Raw genomic sequence first — 18056 nt, forward strand, 5'->3', positions numbered from 1 at the left:
GGCCTCCGTGCGGTGCTACTATCGCTCCGCACTCCGAGCGGCGGATCCTACTGAAGCGTTCGCGCCGGCGGCTGGCCGGCATGGTCCCGGGCGATGCCGGCATCGCCATCCTCAGCTCCAGAAGCACGGTCGAGGCCTGTCGCCACCACCGAGACCCTGAAGCGGCCTTCCATGCTCTTGTCGAAGATCGCGCCGACGATGATGTCGGCGTCCTCGTAGACCTCTTCGCGGATACGAGTAGCGGCCTCGTCGACCTCGAACAGGGTCATGTCCCTGCCGCCCGATATCGAGACTAGGACACCCTTGGCGCCCTTCATCGACACTTCGTCGAGCAGGGGGTTGGCGATCGCGGCTTCCGCCGCCTTCATCGCCCGGCCCTCACCGGAGGCCTCGCCGGTGCCCATCATGGCGCGGCCCATGTCGCGCATCACCGATTTGACATCGGCGAAGTCGAGATTGATCAGGCCTTCCTTGACGATGAGATCCGTGATGCAGCTGACGCCGGCATAGAGCACCCGGTCGGCGATGACGAACGCATCGGCGAAGGTGGTCTTGGCATCGGCGATCCTGAACAGGTTCTGGTTCGGGATGACGATCACCGTGTCGGCGCTCTCGCGCAGCCGCTCGATGCCCTCTTCGGCCATCTGCATGCGGCGCCGGCCTTCGAAGGTGAACGGCTTGGTGACGACACCCACCGTCAGGATGCCGGCCTTGCGCGCCGCCTGGGCGATGATGGGAGCAGCACCGGTTCCGGTGCCGCCGCCCATTCCGGCGGTTACGAAGCACATATGCGTGCCGGCCAGATGATCCATGATCTCGTCGAGCGATTCCTCGGCCGCGGCCCGGCCGATCTCGGGAAGCGATCCGGCGCCCAATCCCTCGGTGACATGAGAGCCAAGCTGGATCAGCCGCGTTGCCTTCGACATGGTCAATGCCTGGGCGTCGGTGTTGGCGGCGATGAATTCCGTGCCCTGAAGCTGCTCCGCGATCATGTTGTTGACGGCATTGCCGCCGCCGCCGCCAATGCCGATGACGGTGATCTTGGGTCTCATCTCGGAGATTTCGGGCTTCTTGAACTCGGCCATGCCTGTTTCTCCTTCGCCAATTGCGCGCGCTTCACGACCCACCCTCGGACTGCCTTGGGAACATTGCAATCGAGCGGCATGACGCGAATCAGTCCGTTCGCATAGGTACCCCAAAAAGCCAGAGAGCGGCCAGAGGTGCAAGTGCGCGCAAGGTCAAGATTTGTGATGACGGTTTTGCACAGTGGAATCGTGGAGGTGTTCGAGAGCCGGCGCGATACACCAGACCGAATCCCGATGCGGTTGCGATAGCGCCGGAAGAACCGCGACCGTGTCTGGAAAAGTTTGCTGGCTGCAATGGCCGGCAGGGTGACGAGCCGGCTTGCCGCAACGATCGAAGCGTCTATCATGCGTCGATAAATCGCTGACTTGGCGTTCTCGCCGCGATCGGCCAGGCAGGATTATCCGCGGCTGTTGTCGTCAGGGTAGATTTCAGAACGAATGAAGCAGCGCCCCCGCCAATGGCCGACAAAACACAATTCGGGTTGACCGCCGTCGACACCGTTCCCTTGCATGAGAAAGTCTATCTGGAACTCGTGCGGGCGCTGATGTCGGGCCAGTTCACGCCGGGCCAGAAGCTGACTTCACGCAAGCTCGCCAAGGCACTCGGCACCAGCGACATGCCGGTGCGCAGCGCCTTCATGCGGCTTCAGGCACTGCGGGCGCTCAGCCCCATGCCGAACGGCAGCGTCGAAGTGCCGGTCATTTCGGCCGAACGGTTTTCACAGCTGACCGCCGTGCGCACGATCCTCGAAGGCTCGGCGACCGAGCTTGCGACAAAACGCATCAACGGCAACAATCTGCGGGCGATCCGACGCCACTGCACCGACCTGACCCTGGCGGCGCGCAAGGGCGATATCGACGATTACCTGCGCAAGAACCACGACTTCAAATTCTCGATCTATCGCCATTGCGGCAACGAGCAGATGATCTTCCTGATCGAGACCGTATGGATGCAGGTCGGCCCGTTTCTCAGGAACCTTGCCATGGGCTTCGAGGATGACCTCGCCTCCATTCTTGACATCGACCATCACGAGGAAGTCGTCGCGGCGATCGAGGCCCAGGATGGCGAGCGAGCGCGCGCGGCCATCGTGCGTGACATCGATGAAGGCGCCGCGCACATCCTGCAGCAGGCCAGATTTCCGGAAATCAGAACCTGAAGTCGCCCCTTGGCTTTCCGCCCTCTTACCTCTATGTTGCGATCGCAGATCGCGCAATTGGTTTTGAAATGCCTCCCGACATCCCAGCTAGTGAATTGAAAAAATAAGGAAAAAGCCCTTGGCGGCAGCCAGGTCTGTTTTCCAAAACTCACAAGCTATCTTTACCAGGGACAGTGCAGCCGATGAGGCTGCGGCACCTTCAAAAACCAGAGGTTATAAATTGAGCGATGCAATTGCGGACGTTTTGAACTGGCTTGAAAGCAGGACCGACATCCAGAGTCTGAGGGCGGCGGTGTGCGACCTCAACGGCATCATGCGTGGCAAGCGCATTCCGGTCGAGCAGGCAAGGAAGGCGCTGGAAGGCAAGCTGCGCATGCCTTATTCGCTGATCGGGCTCGACATCTGGGGCGAGGATATCGAAGGCAACACCCTGGTGTTCTCGACCGGCGATGCCGATGGACTGTGCCAATGGACGGGGCGCGGCATTCTGCCGGTCGCTTGGACGGCGCATCCGACGGCGCTCATCCCTCTCTGGCTTGCCGACGAAACCGGCGCGCCCTATCTCGGCGACCCGCGACGGGCGCTGGCCCGAATCCTCGATCGCTACAAGGCTTTGGGCCTGACACCGGTCGCGGCAACGGAACTCGAATTCTACCTCGTCGATCCGCAATCGCAGCGGCCGGTCGGACCTGTCTCGCCGGTGACCGGGCGCCGTCTCGATTCCGACGCGGCGCTGTCGATCGACGAGATCGACGACTTCGAATCCTTCATCCATGACGTCTACGAGGCTTGCCGGACGCAAGGCATTCCCGTCGACACGGCCATCGCCGAGAACGGTGTCGGTCAGTTCGAGATCAATCTGAACCATGTCGCGGACGCCTTGCGGGCTGCCGACGATGCGGTGCTGTTCAAGCGCACGGTGAAGGGCATTGCCCGCAAGCACGGCTTTGCCGCCTGCTTCATGGCCAAGCCGTATGGCGACCGGGCCGGCAACGGCTTTCACGTCCATTTCAGCCTGATCGACGGCGAAGGACGCAATGTCTTCGACGACGGCACCGACCAGGGCTCGGAGATCATGCGCCATGCGGTCGGCGGCCTGCTTGCGGCGATGGCCGAGAGCACGCTGGTGTTCGCACCACACTTCAATTCATACCGCAGGCTACGCCCACGATCCTATGCGCCGACCGCCGTCGCCTGGGGTTATGAGAACCGCATGGTGGCGATCCGCATTCCTGGCGGACCGAGCGGTGCGCGCCGTATCGAGCATCGCGTTTCGGGAGCGGACGCCAATCCCTACCTGGTGCTTGCCGCCATACTGGGCGCCGCACTGACGGGCATTGAAAGACAAATATCGCCAGGCGATCCGATCCGCAGTGACGGCCAGGGACTTCCCCCAGCAAAGCTGCCGCCGGACTGGGCGTCGGCGATCGCCGCCTTTGAAAGCGGGGCGCATGTGGCGGAGATCTTTCCGGCGATCCTGCGCGACTCCTTCGTTGCCTGCAAACGCCAGGAGTTGAACACGTTCGCGCTCAATGTCAGCGATTTCGAGATCGAGACCTATCTCGAAAGCGTTTAGGCCAACCGGCGCCTGATCATCGCCAACAGGGCGATGGTCGGGCCGCAAAACAGTTCCGACCACATCACGCACTGGAGCCACGGCACCCCATCGTTTCTTCCGGCCGCCTGCCGTGGCAAAGCGGGCCGGTTTGACATGATATAAAACTTGATAATTTTCATCATGAATATATGTTGCGGGACGATCGACACCACGAGGAAACAGGGTTTGAGCTTCGTCCCGCGCATGGAGAGCCGCATTCAGGGTTTTGCCGTCATCGGCGACCTGAAATGGCATGTCTGGGATGGCGTGGTCGCTGACCTCTGGGATGTTTCATGCGGCAACAGGGCCGAAGGCTATTATGTCTCTCCCGACCCCCGGCTGTTCGTTGCGCTCGATGTGGACGGCGACGGCGCCTTCTTCGTCGAAGGCGCCAAGGGCGAATTGCGCCGCCACGACAAGGCCTTCTCCATGGCCTACATACCGGCCGGCGTGCCAATCCGCGGCCGGGTCGAGGGACTGCGGCGGATCCGGCATCTCGACCTGCATTTCGAGGCGGCGACGCTGATGCGCCGCTTCGGCCGCAGCCTCGACCTTGAAGCCTTGCAGATGTCGCGTTTCCAGTTTCGCGACGACCGCGTCGCCATGCTTGCCAGCCTGATCGCCGCCGAGTGCGGCAGCGACCAGCCTCTGCATGACCTCTATGGCGAGGGCCTGCTCAACGCCCTGTTTGCAAGCCTGTTCCAGATCGACAAGCCGAGCGCCGCCAGGCGTCGGTCGCCGCTGTCGCGCCGCAAGCTACGGCTGGTCACGGATTACATCGATGCGCATTGCCTGGACAGGATCCGCCTCTCCGACCTCGCAGCATTGACCGGCCTGTCCGAAACCGCGATGAGCCACGCCTTCAAGGCTGCGACCGGCGTGCCGCCGCATCGCTGGCAGATGCAGGCTCGAGTCGACAGGGCGAAGGCGATGATGGCGCGTGACGCCGCATCCCTCGGCGACATCGCCGAGGCGACCGGCTTTTTTGACCAGGCGCATCTGACACGCGTGTTCAAGTCGGTCGTTGGAGTGACGCCCGGCGCATGGGCGAAGAACGCCCAGTGACATTTCCGCAACATGGCGTCGCGATGTCCCTCGTTTGGACAAGAACGGACAAACCGCCCAATTCCATCCAATGACCCGCAGATAAGTTGAGATAAATGATCATGTATCTCAATATCGACAGGCGGGAACCTTCCTAATGAGCAAAATTTACCGGGTGAAAGCGCTTCTGGCGGCCAGTGTCGCCGCAGCCGCGATGTTCCCGACGATGGCCGCGTTCGCGCAGGCTGTGCAAACCAGCACCCAGCTTGAACCGGTTGTGGTCGAGGGCGAAGCCGGCGACAGCGCGACTGGACCGGTCAAGGGTGTCGTTGCCAAGAAGACCAAGACCGGCTCCAAGACGGCGATCGAGATCAAGGACATCCCGCAATCCATCTCGGTGGCCGGCCGGCAGGAGATCGACGACCAGGGCGCGCAGAAAGCCGACGAAGCACTACGCTACACCGCCGGCGTCTTCGCGCAGCCCTTCGGCCCGGACAGCGACACCAACTGGCTGTTCATCCGCGGTTTCCAGGCGACAGCCACCGGCACCTATATGGATGGGCTGCAGCTCTTCAGCTACGGCTTCGGCGGCTTCTATGTCGACAGCTTCGGGCTTGAGCGTATCGAAGTGATGAAGGGCCCTGCGTCGGTGCTCTATGGCGGCAGCAATCCCGGCGGTCTGGTGAACTATGTCAGCAAGCGGCCGGAGTTCGAACGCAAGCGCTATGTCGAAACCGGCATCAATGACGCCGGCAATGTCTATCTCGGCTTCGACATCGGCGACGTCGCCAACAATGGCACGGTCAGCTATCGCATGACGGGCAAGGTCGCCGGCGGCGACACCTACAGCGACCTGCAGAACGGCTGGCGCGGCTTCATCTCGCCAAGCATCACCTGGAAGCCGGACGAAGCAACCACGCTGACCATTCTGGCCAACTACAGCCACATCGACGAGAACCACAATGGCGGCAGCTTCCTGCCCTATGATGGCACCGTGATCGATCACGTTGTTGGCGGTGTGAACTACGGCCGCATCGACCCGGATGCGAATTTCACGGAGCCCAGCATTGACCTCTACAAGCGCGAACAGGGCTCCATTGGCTATGAGTTCGAGCACGAGTTCGACAATGACTGGACCGTTCGCTCCAACGCCCGCTTCACCGCTGCCGATATCAATGAGGTCAGCGTCTATCCGAACGGCTGGTCACTCGTCGGAGGGCCTACCGATCTAGCCCGGATAAATTTCGACCATGACACCACGGCCAAGACCTTCCTTGTAGACAACCAGGTCGAAGGCAAGGTGGTGACCGGCCCGATCGAACATACGATCCTGGCTGGCGTCGATTTCAAATATTACAACATCGACCAGGTACAGTCCTCTGGCCTCTACGATCCCAACTATGACAACCCCATTGACGCCTTCCATCCGGTGTACGGCTCACCGCTGACCCCACGCGTCAGCTACCTCAACCAGAACCTGACGCAGAAGCAGCTTGGCTTCTATGCGCAGGACCAGCTGCGCTTCGGCGATGGCTGGCTGGTGACGTTGAACGGCCGCTACGATCGTGGCTGGCTCGACGCCGACAACGGCCCGACATACTACTCAGCGAGTTCCAGCTCGCAGAGCAGCACCGTCGGAGACTTCTCCGGGCGCGCCGGCCTGGCCTATGAATTCGCCAACGGCGTAACCCCCTATGCCAGCATCGCCACTTTCTTCAATCCGATCATCGGCACCGACGCCAACGGCAATCTGTTCAAGCCCGAGGAAGGCACGCAATATGAAGTCGGCGTGAAATACGCACCGACCTTTGTCGATGGCCTGTTCACCCTGTCGCTGTTTGACCTGACGCGTCAGAACGTCCCTTCAAATGTTACTCTCTTCACGCAGATGCAGACCGGCGAAGTGCGCTCGCGCGGTGTTGAACTCGAAGGCAAGGTGAACGTGACCGACGATTTCCGGGTCACGGGTGCATTCACAGCCTACGACATAGACATCACCAAGGACGCCAACCCGGCACTCATCGGCAAGACGCCCTTCATCGTACCCGAGGTTATGGCCTCCGCCTCGGTCGACTACACGTTCCGCGGCGGCTGGTACGACGGCATCTCGATCGGCGGAGGTTTGCGGTATCTCGGCTCCTCATGGGCAGACGATGCCAACACTGCGAAGGTGCCTGCGGTTACGCTGGCCGATCTGAAGCTCGGCTACGAAAAGGAGAACTGGGGTATCGATCTCAACATCACCAACCTCTTCGACAAGATCTATGTGTCGAGCTGCCAGACGATGCTGACCTGTTCCTATGGTGAAGGCCGTTCGTTCAAGCTTAAGGCGCATACGACTTGGTAGCCATGGGCCAAATCCGCCAGCGATGATCCACCTGCCCAACAGACGGCAGGTGCTTGCGCTGGCGGCCACAGCTTTGCTGCCACCCGTCGCCGCCAGAGCTGCGGCAATACGTGTTGCCGCGATCGACTGGGGTATGCTGGAGACCTTGCCGGCGCTTGGCATCGAGCCGGTGGCGGCGACCGAACTGATCCAGTTCCGCAAGATCGCGGTCGAGCCGGCCATCCCCCAACCGGTGATCGACCGGACTGCGCGGCGCGCCCAATTACGAGCTGCTGCGCATCGTCGCACCGGATCTCATCGTCATCTCCAATTTCTACGAATACCAGCGCCCGATGCTCGAGCGCATCGCGCCGGTGTTTGCGCGGACGATCTATGAGGCCGGTATGCCGCCCTATGCGCTCGCCGAGGCAGCGACGCTGGCCCTGGGCGAAAAGCTTGGACCGCAGGCCGAGGCGAAGCGCTACGTGGATGATACGGCTGAGGAAATCGCGCGGCTTCGCGTCACCTTGCCGGCGTCCTCCGGGCGACCGGTCTTCGTCATCAGCCTTGGTGATAGCAGGCATTTCCGCGCTTTCGGCCGCGATTCCATGTTCGGCGATGTGCTCACGCGTCTCGGCCTGGTCAATGCATGGACCGACGAGACAAGCTACAGTGCGGCAGCGCCAGTCGGGCTGGAGGCGCTGGCGCGCGTGCCCGAGGCATCGATCCTGATCGTCTCGCCGCTGCCGGCCGATGTTGGGCGCTCGCTTCCGACAAACGCCTTGTGGAACGCCCTGCCGGCCGTGCGCGCGAACCGCGCCGCGGTGCTGAAGCCGGTCAACCATTTCGGCTGCCTCCCATCCGCACGCCGCTTCGCACGGCTGGCCATGGCGGCACTTGCTGGACGGACCCATGGCTGAGCGTCCAATCGATCGTCGCGCCATATCTGGGGTCACACTGTCGCCAATCGCCCTGTGGAGCTTCCTGGCGGCGATGGCAACACTTCTGTTTGCATGGCGGGTCGGCATGCAGTGGCCGGTCGCACTGCCCGGCGACGGCATTGACCTCGATCGTGTCATCCTGCTCTACAGCACACTGCCGCGCGCCGCGGTGGCCGTGCTGGCGGGTGCTGTGCTCGGCTTGTCTGGCCTGCTCTTGCAGCATGTGCTGCGCAATCCGCTGGCCGAGCCATCGACGCTCGGCATTTCGGCCGGCGCGCAACTGGCCATGACGATCGCCTCGCTATACGCGCCATTTCTGATGGAGCGAGCGCAGGGACTGGTCGCCTTTGCTGGTGGCACCACGGCAGTGCTGCTGGTGCTGGCGCTGACCTGGCGGCGCGGGTTGGAGCCGGTGTCCGTCGTGCTCGCCGGCATGATGGTGGCGCTGACCGCGAGTTCCGTCAGTGCCGCCCTGATCCTCGCCAATGGCGAGTATCTGTTCTCGCTGTTCATCTGGGGCGGTGGTTCGCTGGTCCAGCAGGATTGGGGGCCGACCATCGCGCTGACGGTTCGGCTGGCGGCCGGCGCCGTTGCGGCGCTGATGCTGCTGCGGCCGCTGACCGTCCTTGGCCTCGACGACGCCTCCGCGCGCGGCTTGGGCGTCGCCCGTCATTCAAGCCGCTTTCTCATCATCGCGCTTGCCGTGTGGATGGCGACGACTGTCGCGGCCAAGGTTGGCGTCATCGGTTTCATTGGCCTTGCCGCGCCGGCGCTGGCCTCGCTTTCCGGCGCACGCACCTTGCGGCAAAAGCTGATCGCCGCGCCGCTGATCGGCGCCGTGCTGCTGTGGCTGACGGACGGGCTGGTGCAGCTCGCCGCCGGTTCCGGCGGAGAGCGCATTCCGACGGGTGCCGGCACCGCACTTCTAGGCGGCCCGCTGCTGCTGTGGCTGTTGCCCAGGCTGCGCCTGTTCGAATGGCCGCAACTCGTGGCCAATGGCACTGCACCGCGCAAGGCCAGCCGACCCTGGCTCATTATTCTGCTGCTGCTTGCGGTGACACTTGTCGCCGCCGCCGTGGCGCTCATCGTTGGGCGTGGCCCGATGGGCTGGTCGGTCGCCAGCGGCGACGTGCTGAGCGACCTCGCCGCCTGGCGCGCGCCACGGATCGGCGTGGCGGCAGCCGCCGGCGCCATGCTGGCGGCAGCCGGCGTCGTCATCCAGCGGGTCACCGGCTACCCGTTGGCGAGCCCCGAAGTGCTTGGCGTCGGCACCGGTGCCGGTGCCGGGCTGACCGCCGTGCTGATGGTCAGCGCCACGGCCGATCTCGGCTGGCAACTCGCCGGCTCCGCCTTGGGCTCACTGGCGGCGTTGATTGCCATGCTCGCCCTTGCCGCACGAGCAAAATTCGGCGCCGAGCGGTTGCTGCTTGCCGGCATCGCCATGAGTGCGCTGTGCAGTGCGGCGATCACCGCGACGATCGCCATGGGCAACGCGCAGTCCTATCTCCTGCTGCGCTGGCTGAGCGGCTCGACCGGCCAGGCAACCGCCCTGGATGCAGGACTAGCACTCGCCTGTCTGTTGCCGCTGACGCTGCCGCTTTTTCTCGCCGCCCGCTGGCTCGACATCCTGCCGCTCGGACCCGACAGCGCGCGCGGGCTGGGCATTCCGGTCGCCGGCGGACGGCTGACGTTGATCATTGTCGCCGCGATGCTGACAGCGCTCGCCGCCATGGTCGTTGGCCCATTGAGCTTCGTCGGCCTGATCGCGCCGCACCTTGCGCGGCTGGTGGGATTTTCCCGCGCACGCGTCCACCTTGCTGGCGCAATGCTTTTGGGCGCCTTGCTGATGATCGTATCGGACTGGCTGTCGCGCATGGCGGCCTTTCCCTACGAACTGCCGGCCGGCCTGTTCGCCTCGCTGCTCGGCGGACCGTATCTCGTCTACCTGCTTGCCAGGGGCGTGCCGCGCCAAGGCTGACAGTCTCGAACTATCAGCACCGCTCGGCCTTCAGCAGCAAGACCGCCGCTTCATACGGCTGGGCCAGTGCGACCGAGCTGGCGCGTATCGATCGGTCATGTCCCCGCGGCCGCGATACTGTCGGCAGGCCTCGGGCTTCTTGCGCACCGAAACCCAATCGGGTCAGACAGGCTCGCGCCAAGGCCGCATTGCTGTCGATGACGACCAATCCATTCACATCGGCGAGGCTGGCGGCCACCACCGACAGTTCGGTGCAGCCGAGGAGGGCGGCATCAGCGCCAGCCGCTTGCGCGATGTCGAGCGCACGCTCGGTTTCGACCGCCGCATCCGCGATCGAACCAGCCTTGACGAGGCTGATCGCGCAGTCGACGCCCTCCTGGAACTCGGTGTTCGCGGGAAGGGAGAGCTCAAATCCCGCCGCCGACATCCTGTCCCGATAGAAGCCGGAGACCAACGTGCCCTGGGTGGCGAGAATCGCAACCCGGCCTCGGTCCAAGCTACGACGCGTTTCCGCCACCACTGCATCGCCGATATGGATGATCTCCGCGTGCGAATTCGTCGCCAGTTGGTCTTACCAATGATGGGCGGTGTTGCACGGCACCGCGATGCAGGCGACGCCGAGCGTATTGAGCGTCGAGACCGCGGCTTTCAAAGGCGCCAGCGGGCCGTCATGACCGGCAAGGATGGCCTCGGTCCTGTCGGGCAGCTGAGGTAGGCACATGTTCGTTGTCCCGGAACGCCTGGGTCATTCGGGTCAGCTTGAAGTAGAAGTCAGCCGATGCAAGCGGCCCGAGGCCGCCGATAATGCCGAGCTGGGGACGGATGCTGTCGTCGATCATCCGACGGGCTCGGGTTCGAGCTGTCCCGAGACGGTTTCAGGTTGCGTCGCCTCCCTGTGGCTGGGAGCGATCATTGCCGTACTCGCCGCGACGGTGCAGACGCTGGCCAGCATCATGAACGTGTCCACGGCCGCATCCATCGCGACGAACAGGGCGAACGCCGCCTCGAAGGGAAGTTTGCAACATGCACAACCGAAGTTAAACAAACGTATATATTACATAGTGCCTTTTTTGTGTATTGGATAGACAGCATAGCATCGCGAAATATGAGCGTCTCCTGATGTATAGAAGTACGGAAGGATTGCGTTGCTTCCCCTGGGCGATCCGCTGAATCGTCAAAACGTCTCGACCCAGGGCCGCAGCTCGAGCTCCGAGCTCCAGGCGCTGCGATGCTGGCGATGGGTCGCGAGATAAGCCTCGGCGATGGCGTCCGGCGACAGGCGGCGGTCCGGCCGGTCGGGATCGGCTGCCTGACCGGGCGGCTCGATCACCCCGTCGATGATGAAGTGGGCGACGTGGATGTTCTTCGGGGCGAGTTCGCGGGCCATGGACTGCGCCAGGCCGCGCAGGCCGAATTTCGGCATGGCAAAGCCTGCCGAGCCGGGAAATCCCTTCACACTGGCTGTGGCGCCGGTGAACAGGATCGATCCGGAACCCCGGACCAACAGCCGGCGCGCCGCCTGCTGGCCGACCAGGAAGCCGCCATAGGCGCCGACCAGCAATGCCTGTTTGACCGCTTCGGCATCGAGTTCGGCGATTGGGCCGCGCGTGCGCGCGCTGGCATTGAAAACCACGAGCGCCAGCGGGCCGGCCTTGTCGGCGGCGTCGAACAGCTTGGCGACGGACGCAGCGTCGGCGACATCCGTCTCGACGGCCAGCGCACCGGTCTCGTCGACCAGAGCGCTCAGCTTCTCCACGTTGCGGGCGGCCAGAACCACGCGAAAGCCTTCCCGGGTGAGAAGGCGCGCAAGCGAAGCGCTCAGACCAGCGCCGGCGCCTGCAATGACGGCCACATCGGATGTCATGATTTTTCTCTCCCTGCGGATTTCGGCGGATGCGTTTCGCCTGATCAGGCAGGGTCGCGCCTTTGCGGGTGACAGGCAAGAGATGGCATTGCTGCAGCTGTTGCGCCAGACGGCCGCAGGACCGGCGTTGCGCGGTCCGGTATCGTCTATGGCGTTACGAAGGCCGTTCCGCCTTCAGCACCGAAACCGCCGCTTCACTGTTGTGGACATACTCGTTGGCGTCCGGCTGCTTCTGTACCAGCAGGATGAACAACAGGTCCGTCAGCGTCAGCTGTGCGTCGCGCGCGGTGATGGAGGAGGAGCGCGCACGCTCCTCGTCGGCGATGGTGTAGAGGCGGATGTCGGCGACCCGGCTCAGCGGATTGTCGTGCAGGCCGGTGACGGCGATCACCATCGTGCCGCGCTTGCGGGCCAGCTCGGCGATGCGCAAGGTTTCGATGCTGGCGCCGGAATAGGAGAGTGCGAACAGTACGTCATCAGGCCCGAGCGTCGAGACATTGGCCATCTGGATGTGGCTGTCGCTGTCATGCATGACATTGCGGCCGAGCTTCATCAGCTTGTAGGAGAAATCGCGCGCCACCAGCGAGGAAGCGCCGACGCCGACCAGATGGATGCGGCGCGCGCCATCCAGCAATTCCAACGTCCTGGAGATGATGCGCTCGCTGTTGGCGGCGATCGTCCGCTGCATCGACAGGAGCTTGCTGCCGATCAGCTTCTTCAAAATGACCTCATGGTTGTCGCCGACCTCGATCGACCCGTGGATCATGCCGGCCGGCACCTGCCACTCCCGCGCCTTGGCCTCGCTGACGGCGAGCTTGAGCTCCTGATAGCTGGCATAGCCGAGCTTCTGGCTGAACTTGACGACGCTCGACTGGCTGCGTCCGATCTCGGCCGCGAGGGCGGCCGTCGACAGGCGCAGCATCTGGTCGGGATTGTCGACGATGTACCGGCCGATCTCACGATCGCCGGGCGCCATGCCGTCGAGCTTCACATTGATCCTGTTCAGGACGGACACGGGATTTCCTCGCGCTTTCAGGTGCCGGCTCAAGGAATAAAATATTCCAATTCCGATTGACAGCCAAGAACGTAGAATTAATTCTCGAACTGGGCCGAGCCAACATCCGGGATTCGGAGCAGTATCTCCGGAGAAAGCCGCCCGAGTATGGCCGGCTTTCGTCGCACAAGGTTTCAGCCCATGGACAGATTGCGGATCGTCGGCGGACAAAGATTGGAAGGCGCGGTCACCATATCCGGCGCCAAGAACGCCGCCTTGCCGCAGATAGCGGCGGCGCTGCTCAGCCCCTACCCGCTCGAACTGACCAATCTGCCTGATGTGACCGATGTCGAAAACATGCTCGGCGTGGTGCGGCTTCATGGCGCCGAAGTGACACGATCGGCGCATGCCGCGACGATCGACACCAGTGCCGCCGTTTCCAAGGAGACGTCCTACGATACGGTCAGGAAGATGCGGGCGACGGTGCTCGTCCTGGCGCCGCTGCTGGGCCGGTTCGGCCATGCCCGGGTTTCGCTGCCGGGCGGCTGCGCGATCGGCGCGCGGCCGGTCGACATGCATGTCGCGGCACTCGCCGCGCTGGGCGCCAAGATCGCCATCGAGAACGGCTCGATCGTCGCCTCTGCCCCGAACGGGCTGACCGGCACGCGCATCGTCTTGAGCTCGCCATCGGTTGGGGCAACGGAAACCGCCATGATGGCCGCGACCACGGCCAAGGGAGAAACCGAGATCCTCAACGCGGCGCGCGAACCCGAAGTGGCTGATCTCGCCGCTTGCCTCAACGCCATGGGCGCCAGCATCGAAGGCGCCGGTACGCACCGCATCCTGATTGCCGGCGACACGATTTGGCATGCGGCCAGGCACGACATCATCCCGGACCGGATCGAGGCCGGCACCTATGCCATCGCGGCTGCGATCACCGGCGGCCAGCTCGAACTGACCCATGCCCGGCTCGAGCATATGGCCTCGGTGGTGCAATTGCTCGAGGCCACCGGCGTCAGCGTCTGGCCTGGCGACCGCGGGCTTATCGTCTCGCGCGATAGGCCGCTCAAGGCTGTCGATCTCACCACGGAACCCTATCCGGGGTTTCCGACCGACCTCCAGGCGCAGTTCATGGCGCTGATGTGCTGCGCCGACGGTGCTTCGCTGCTGCGTGAAACCATCTTCGAGAACCGCTTCATGCATGTTCCCGAACTGATGCGGCTTGGCGCCAACATCAAGCTGCAAGGCACCACGGCGCTGGTGCGCGGCGGCGAGAAACTGCATGGCGCGCAGGTGATGGCCACCGATCTGCGCGCATCGGTGTCGCTGGGGCTGGCGGCGCTTGTTTGCGAAGGCGAAACCACCATCAACCGGGTCTATCACCTCGATCGTGGTTATGAACAGCTGGACCGCAAGCTGCGCCTGTGCGGCGCCGACATCGAGCGGCTGAGCACATGAGCAGCGGCGCGGATTATTTCCTCGGCGTCGACGGCGGCGGTACCGGTTGCCGCGCCCGCATCGAGGACTCGGATGGAACCGTGCTGGGACAAGGACTGTCGGGCCCGGCAACGACGCGGCTCGGCATAGACGTCGCCTGGGCGTCGGTCGCGAAGGCGTTTGGCACGGCGGTCGAAGAGGCGGGTTTCGGGGCTGCGGAGATCGCCCGGACCCACGCCGGCATCGGCCTTGCCGGCATCGGCCGCAAGGGCGCGCTGGAAGCCCTCAGGGCAATCTCGCATCCCTTCGCCAGCATCGATTTCGTCAGCGACGGAGTCGGCGCCTGCCTCGGCGCGCATTCGGGCCAGGACGGCGCCATCGTCATTGCCGGAACGGGCTCGATCGGCCTTGGCTTTGTGGAGGGCCGCGACCTGCGTGTCGGCGGCTACGGCTTTCCGATCTCCGACGAAGGCAGCGGTGCCGATCTCGGCCTGAAAGCCGTGCAGCTGGCGTTGCGCGCCCATGACGGCCGGCATGAGCGGACGGCACTTCTGGCCGAGGTAATGCAGCGTTTCGAGGACGATCCGATGGAAGCCGTCGCCTGGATGGACCGCGCCAGTCCCACGGACTATGCCGCGCTGGCGCCGATGGTGATGCGCCACGCCGACCAGGGCGATCCGGTCGGACGGCGCATCGTGCAAAGTGCGGCCGAGCAGATCGATACGCTGGTGCGGGTGCTGTTCGAGAAAGGCGCGCCGCGTGTGGCCTTGCTCGGCGGCCTCGCCAGCCCGCTCGAGCCCTGGCTCTCCCCCGATGTCCGGCGTCGCCTGAAGCCCGCCGACGGCGACGCGGTGTCGGGCGCGATCATCCTTGCCAAAAGACCCCTCGACGGACGGTAGTGTCTTGTCAGCGAAGGAATAAAATATTCCCAATTTCTGTTGACGATATGAATATCCAATTCTAAAAAGTTAACAGAGAAAACAGGGTAGCGACCACGGACCTTGGTCCGTGTGCGTTTGGCCGATCAGCGAGCCATGCTCATCCGGCTGCGCCGCATGGTTTTTGAAAGCATTGGGATGACCGAGCAAGGGTTGATGTCCGAGCTGGACCGGCTGGTTTCCGAGGGCCGGAACCCGAGGACGATGGACATCGATCTGCTGCCGACCATCGACGTGCTGCGCAAGATCAACGACGAGGACAGGGCCGTCCCGGCGGCTGTCGAAAAGGTCGTGCCTGAAATCGCTGCCGCGGTGGACCGCATCGTGCTTGCCTTCCAGCAAGGCGCGCGTCTGATCTATATCGGCGCCGGCACCAGCGGCCGGCTGGGCGTTCTCGACGCCTCGGAATGCCCGCCCACCTTTGGTGTGCCCGAAGGCATGGTCGTCGGCCTGATCGCCGGCGGTCCCGACGCCCTGGTGCGGTCGACGGAAGGCGCCGAAGACGATCCGAAGATGGGCGCCAAGGCATTGCAGGATATTGACCTCACATCAGACGACGTCGTGGTCGGCATCGCGGTCAGCGGACGCACGCCCTATGTCATCGGCGGGCTGAACTATGCCCGGCAGGTGGGCGCAACGACGGTTGCCCTGTCCTGCAATCCGGCCTCGACGATTGCCGGCATCGCCGACATCGCCATCTCGCCGGTCGTCGGCCCGGAGGTGCTCACCGGCTCGACCCGGCTGAAGTCGGGAACCGCGCAGAAGCTGGTGCTCAACATGCTGACCACCGCCTCGATGATCCGCATCGGCAAGAGCTATCAGAACCTGATGGTCGACCTTAACCCGTCGAACAAGAAGCTTGTCGCCAGGGCGATCAGGATCGTCATGCAGACGACTGGCTGTGGGGCGCAGCAGGCCAAGCAGGCGCTCGGCCAGACCGGCAACGATGTGAAGCTGGCGATCCTGGTGACGATCACCGGCATGGGCGTCGAGGAGGCGCGAGCGGCTCTCGGCAAGGCCGGAGGCTTCCTGCGAAAGGCAATCAGCGACAAGACCGCGTGAAGCCGCATAGACTGGGCCGATCGTCCAAAGCATGTGTGTCTTGGAAGCAGTCGGCGGAAACTGCAAGGCATCGAGTTCAAACAAAATGGGAGACGAGAATGGTTCATCTCACAAGAAAGCTGCTGTCGGGCATTACGCTGGCCGCGATGCTCGGCGTGGCCGCGGTCTCAACGCAGGCGAGTGCTGCAACACTGCATATGGCCTGGTCGCAGGACGCAACCGGGCTTGACCCGCATAAGCAGACGGCGTTTTCGTCGCTGCGGCTCTTGGAGCTGATCTATGAGCCGCTGGTGCGTGTCGATGCCAGCCTGCGGATCATCCCTGCAATCGCCACCTCCTGGGCGTTCTCCAAGGACGGCAAGGAGCTGACCTTCAAGCTCGACCCCAAGGCAAAATTCCAGGACGGCACCGCCGTGACCTCGGCCGACGTCAAGGCATCGTTCGAGCGTATCCTCGACGAGAAGACGGGTGCCGCCGCTCGCGCCAACTTCCTGTCGATCGCCAGCATCGATACGCCGGATGCTGAAACCGTGGTGTTTCATCTGTCGCAGCCCGATGTGCCTATCCTGACGGCGATGAGCGACGTCAACGCTGCCATCGCCCCGGCCAGCGAAATCAAGGCCGGTTCGATCGGCACCAAGGCTTTAGGCTCCGGACCCTTCAAGCTCGACAAATGGGACCCCAATGCCAAGGAAGTCTTGAGCGCCAACAAGGATTGGGCCGGGGGTGCGACAGGTGTCGACGGCATCGAGATCAGCGTGCTTCCCGATGAAGCGGCGATCCTGGCCGCCATGCGCACCAAGCAGATCGATTTCGCGCTGCTCAACGACCCGCTCGTCGCCACGCTGGTGCCCAGGGAACCCAGCCTGCAGCTGAACCGGGTGCCGGTGCTCGCCTACCACGTGCTGCAGCTCAATCCGTCGCGCAAACCGATGACCGAGCTCAAGGTGCGCCAGGCGATCTCCTGCGCCATCGACCGACAGGAGGTGCTGGATACCGCTTCGCTCGGCGAAGGCAAGGTGACCGGACCGCTGACCATCCCTGCTCTGGCGACCGACCCAAGCCAGTTGTTCTGCTACAAGCGCGACGTCGAAAAGGCCAAGAAACTGATGCAAGAGGCCGGCTTTCCCGACGGCTTTTCCGCGACGGTGATCGGCGCCACCGGCGAGCCGCCGACGGCAGCGGCGGAAGCCCAGGTCATCCAGTCGCAACTCGCTGAAATCGGCGTCAAGCTCGACATCAAGATGATGGAACTCAACGTCTATGTCGACGCCTGGCTGAAGGGCGATTTCGACATGGCGATCGCCTTGAACGGCGGCCGCGCCGACCCCTACACCATGTACAACCGCTACTGGACCAAGGTGGGCAATCTGCAGAAGGTGGCGAACTACATCGACGACACGCTCGACAGCCAGATGCAGCAGGGCCGCGCCGAGACCGATCCGGCAAAACGCAAGGCGATCTTCGCCGCGTTCGAGAAGCACCTCGCGGAAATGTCGCCGTGGATCTGGCTCTACACGTCCTACAGCTATACGGCCCAGCAGAAGAACATCGCCGGGTTCGTGCCGACGCCGACCGGCACGCTGTTCAGCCTGAGCAAGGTTACCATCCAGCAGTAGCCGCCGCAGGCATT

General features: G+C 63.6%; 15 protein-coding genes and 1 pseudogene. 11 read left to right on the forward strand and 5 right to left on the reverse strand.

Going from position 1 to position 18056, the window contains the following annotated elements; all coding sequences use genetic code 11:
- Positions 1–47 precede the first annotated feature (47 nt).
- Complete coding sequence (gene ftsZ, locus NKG99_RS11045) at positions 48–1085, reverse strand: cell division protein FtsZ (RefSeq protein ID WP_352867208.1); 1038 nt, start codon at positions 1083–1085, stop codon at positions 48–50.
- A gap of 458 nt (positions 1086–1543) precedes the next feature.
- Between ftsZ and NKG99_RS11050 the strand changes: the two genes are divergently transcribed.
- The 6 genes and pseudogenes from NKG99_RS11050 to fhuB all read left to right on the forward strand — a co-directional run bounded on the left by NKG99_RS11050 (position 1544) and on the right by fhuB (position 10128).
- The gene (locus NKG99_RS11050; protein ID WP_352867209.1) at positions 1544–2242 is read left to right on the forward strand and encodes a GntR family transcriptional regulator; all 699 of its coding nucleotides are present in this window, start codon (positions 1544–1546) and stop codon (positions 2240–2242) included.
- 220 nt (positions 2243–2462) lie between these two features.
- Positions 2463–3818, forward strand: coding sequence for a glutamine synthetase family protein (locus tag NKG99_RS11055; protein ID WP_352867211.1), 1356 nt, complete (start codon positions 2463–2465; stop codon positions 3816–3818).
- 207 nt (positions 3819–4025) lie between these two features.
- Complete coding sequence (locus tag NKG99_RS11060; RefSeq protein ID WP_352867212.1) at positions 4026–4904, forward strand: helix-turn-helix domain-containing protein; 879 nt, start codon at positions 4026–4028, stop codon at positions 4902–4904.
- A 136-nt stretch (positions 4905–5040) separates the two neighbouring features.
- On the forward strand, positions 5041–7230 hold the full coding sequence (locus tag NKG99_RS11065) for a TonB-dependent siderophore receptor (protein ID WP_352867215.1): 2190 nt from the start codon (positions 5041–5043) through the stop codon (positions 7228–7230).
- Positions 7231–7252: 22 nt separating this feature from the next.
- Positions 7253–8129 (forward strand): annotated as a pseudogene (locus tag NKG99_RS11075) (ABC transporter substrate-binding protein).
- Positions 8122–10128: a Fe(3+)-hydroxamate ABC transporter permease FhuB gene (fhuB, locus tag NKG99_RS11080; RefSeq protein WP_352867219.1), complete on the forward strand. Its 2007-nt coding sequence runs from the start codon at positions 8122–8124 to the stop codon at positions 10126–10128. The pseudogene NKG99_RS11075 and the gene fhuB overlap by 8 nt, the downstream one beginning before the upstream one ends.
- A gap of 13 nt (positions 10129–10141) precedes the next feature.
- On the opposite strand, the gene NKG99_RS11085 is transcribed toward fhuB, so the two are convergent.
- Together NKG99_RS11085 and NKG99_RS11090 are read right to left on the reverse strand one after the other, a co-directional pair.
- Positions 10142–10648, reverse strand: a complete 507-nt coding sequence (locus NKG99_RS11085; protein ID WP_352867222.1) for an aspartate/glutamate racemase family protein — start codon at positions 10646–10648, stop codon at positions 10142–10144.
- 51 nt (positions 10649–10699) lie between these two features.
- Positions 10700–10849, reverse strand: a complete 150-nt coding sequence (locus tag NKG99_RS11090) for a hypothetical protein (RefSeq protein WP_352867225.1) — start codon at positions 10847–10849, stop codon at positions 10700–10702.
- Here NKG99_RS11090 and NKG99_RS11095 point away from each other — a divergent pair.
- On the forward strand, positions 10848–11213 hold the full coding sequence (locus tag NKG99_RS11095; RefSeq protein WP_352867228.1) for a hypothetical protein: 366 nt from the start codon (positions 10848–10850) through the stop codon (positions 11211–11213). The genes NKG99_RS11090 and NKG99_RS11095 overlap by 2 nt on opposite strands.
- 89 nt (positions 11214–11302) lie before the next feature.
- Here NKG99_RS11095 and NKG99_RS11100 read toward each other — a convergent pair whose 3' ends face one another.
- Both NKG99_RS11100 and NKG99_RS11105 read right to left on the reverse strand, forming a co-directional pair.
- The gene (locus tag NKG99_RS11100) at positions 11303–11992 is read right to left on the reverse strand and encodes an SDR family NAD(P)-dependent oxidoreductase (RefSeq protein WP_352867230.1); all 690 of its coding nucleotides are present in this window, start codon (positions 11990–11992) and stop codon (positions 11303–11305) included.
- Between the two features lie 154 nt (positions 11993–12146).
- Entirely contained in the window at positions 12147–13007 is an 861-nt protein-coding gene (locus NKG99_RS11105; protein WP_352867233.1) for a MurR/RpiR family transcriptional regulator, read from the reverse strand.
- 180 nt (positions 13008–13187) lie between these two features.
- Here NKG99_RS11105 and murA point away from each other — a divergent pair, with 180 nt between their 5' ends.
- The 4 genes from murA (at position 13188) to NKG99_RS11125 (ending at position 18042) form a co-directional block, all read left to right on the forward strand.
- Positions 13188–14444, forward strand: coding sequence for a UDP-N-acetylglucosamine 1-carboxyvinyltransferase (gene murA / locus NKG99_RS11110; protein WP_352867236.1), 1257 nt, complete (start codon positions 13188–13190; stop codon positions 14442–14444).
- Entirely contained in the window at positions 14441–15322 is an 882-nt protein-coding gene (locus NKG99_RS11115; RefSeq protein ID WP_352867239.1) for a glucosamine kinase nucleotide-binding domain-containing protein, read from the forward strand. Before murA ends, NKG99_RS11115 begins: the two co-directional genes overlap by 4 nt.
- A 177-nt stretch (positions 15323–15499) precedes the next feature.
- On the forward strand, positions 15500–16423 hold the full coding sequence (gene murQ, locus NKG99_RS11120) for an N-acetylmuramic acid 6-phosphate etherase (RefSeq protein WP_352867393.1): 924 nt from the start codon (positions 15500–15502) through the stop codon (positions 16421–16423).
- Positions 16424–16521: 98 nt separating this feature from the next.
- Complete coding sequence (locus NKG99_RS11125; protein WP_352867242.1) at positions 16522–18042, forward strand: ABC transporter substrate-binding protein; 1521 nt, start codon at positions 16522–16524, stop codon at positions 18040–18042.
- Positions 18043–18056: the final 14 nt, after the last annotated feature.

The organism is Mesorhizobium sp. M1409, assembly GCF_040317535.1.
In the GTDB taxonomy this organism is placed as follows: Bacteria; Pseudomonadota; Alphaproteobacteria; order Rhizobiales; family Rhizobiaceae; genus Mesorhizobium.